Genomic DNA, 2096 nt, shown 5'->3' with positions numbered 1-2096 from the left:
GCCCCGCCGTGCAGCGCTTCACCGACACCACGCTGCGGCAGGTCGTGCGCCTGTCCACCGCCGCGCGTCAGGTGGTGCCCGTCAGGCGGTCACCTGCGAGCGCAGTTCCGCCAGCAGCGCCGCGGTGAGGGGGGAACCGGGGAAGGCGGCCAGCCGGTGCAGCGGGAAGTTGCCCACCATCTTCACCAGCTCGGGGTCGCTGAACATGCTGGGCCCGGCGGCGGCGAGCCGCCCGGCGAGCAGCGGGCCGCCGACGGGGTGGTCCAGCCACTCCTGGAGGGTGGCGTCCTCCCCGAGCGGCAGCACGAGCGGGGCGTCGACCTCGACGGTCGCGGCCTGCCGGACGTCGCGGGAGGAGGCCCCGACCTCGATGCGGAACCGCCCGCCCTCGAGCACCCACCGCCGCAGGGCGGGGTGGAAGTAGGACAGGTCGCGCCGGGTGAGGGCGAACTCCACGCGCCGGGACTCCCCCGGCTGCAGCGCCACCTTCGCGAACGCCTTCAGCTCGCGCACCGGCCGGGCGACGGCCGCGGCGGGGTCGCCGACGTAGACCTGCACGACCTCCCGGCCGGCGCGGTCACCGGTGTTGGTGACGGTCACCGCGAGCGTGACGGGGTGCTCGGCGTCGGCGCCGTGGCCGGTGACCTCCAGGTCGGAGTGGTCGAACGTCGTGTACGACAGGCCGTGGCCGAACGGGTAGGACACCTCCTGCCGGCGGGCGTCGTAGCCGCGGTAGCCGACGAAGACGCCCTCGCCGTAGCGCACGACACCGGCCTCGCCGGGGAAGTTGGGGAAGGAGGGGTTGTCCTCCAGCCGCAGCGGGATCGTCTCGGCCAGCCGGCCCGACGGGTTCACCCGGCCGAGCAGGAGGTCGGCGATCGCGGAGCCGCCGGCCTGCCCGAGCAGCCAGCCCTCCAGGACGGCGGCGGCGTGCTGCTCCCAGCCGGCCAGCTGCACGACGGAACCGTTGGCGAGGACGACGACCACCCGGTCGGTGGCGGCGGCCACGGCGGCGAGCAGCTCGAGCTGGTTCGCCGGCAGCAGCACGTGCTCGCGGTCGTAGCCCTCGGACTCGGCGCTGGCGGGCAGGCCGAGGAACAGCACGGTGACGTCGGCGCCGCGGGCCACCTCGACGGCCTCCGCCCGCAGCGCCGCGTCCTGCTCGCCGGCCTCGATGCCGAACCCGGCGGCGAACACCACGCGCCCGCCGAGCCCGGCGCGCAGCGCACCGAGGGCGTCGTCGACGCGGGGCGGGTTCACCTGCGAGCTGCCGGCGCCCTGGTAGCGGGGGGTGCGGGCGAACTCCCCGACCACCGCGACGGTGCCGGTGCCGGTGGTGTCCAGCGGCAGCAGCGGGGCACCGCCCACCGCCTCGTTCTTCAGCAGCACCGCGCACCCGGCGGCGACCTCGCGGGCCAGGGCGTGGTGCGCCTCGAGGTCGGCGGCGCCCCCGGCGGCCAGGGCGGGACGGGCGCGCTCCAGCAGGGTGAGCAGGCGCACGACGGCGCGGTCGAGCACGGCCTCGTCCAGCCGGCCCTCGCGCACGGCGGCGACGATCCGGGCGTCGGTGACGCCGCCGCTGGCGGGCATCTCCAGGTCGAGGCCGGCGGCGAGGCCGGCGACGCGGTCGTCGACGGCACCCCAGTCGGAGACGACGAGGCCGTCGAAACCCCACTCCTCGCGCAGCACCTCGGTGAGCAGCCAGGGGTGCTCGCTGGCGTAGGTGCCGTTGACGCGGTTGTAGGAGCACATCACCGTCCACGGCTGCGCCTGCGTGACGACGCGCTCGAAACCGGCGAGGTAGATCTCCCGCAGGGTGCGCTCGTCGACCTCGGCGCTGACCCGCAGCCGGTCGGTCTCCTGGTTGTTGGCCGCGTAGTGCTTCAGCGACGTGCCGACGCCCTGGCTCTGCACCCCCTCCACGAGGGCGGCGCCGAGGGCGCCGCTGATGAGCGGGTCCTCGGAGAGGTACTCGAAGTTGCGCCCGCACAGCGGCGAGCGCTTGATGTTGATGCCGGGCCCGAGCAGCACGGCGACGCCCTCGGCGCGGGCCTCGGCGCCCAGGGCCTCGCCCACGCGGCGCAGCAGGTCCGGGT

The 2096-nt window shown here is 75.8% G+C and carries 1 protein-coding gene; it reads right to left on the bottom strand.

Going from position 1 to position 2096, the window contains the following annotated elements:
* Nucleotides 1–81 precede the first annotated feature (81 nt).
* Nucleotides 82–2096: glycoside hydrolase family 3 C-terminal domain-containing protein (locus ABEB16_RS21180; RefSeq protein WP_345714160.1), on the bottom strand; the 2015-nt coding region annotated here is incomplete at its 5' end.

Origin of the sequence: Kineococcus glutinatus, from assembly GCF_039542765.1 — a bacterium.
GTDB lineage: Bacteria > Actinomycetota > Actinomycetes > Actinomycetales > Kineococcaceae > Kineococcus_A > Kineococcus_A glutinatus.
This window is presented reverse-complemented; position numbering and strand designations above follow the sequence as displayed.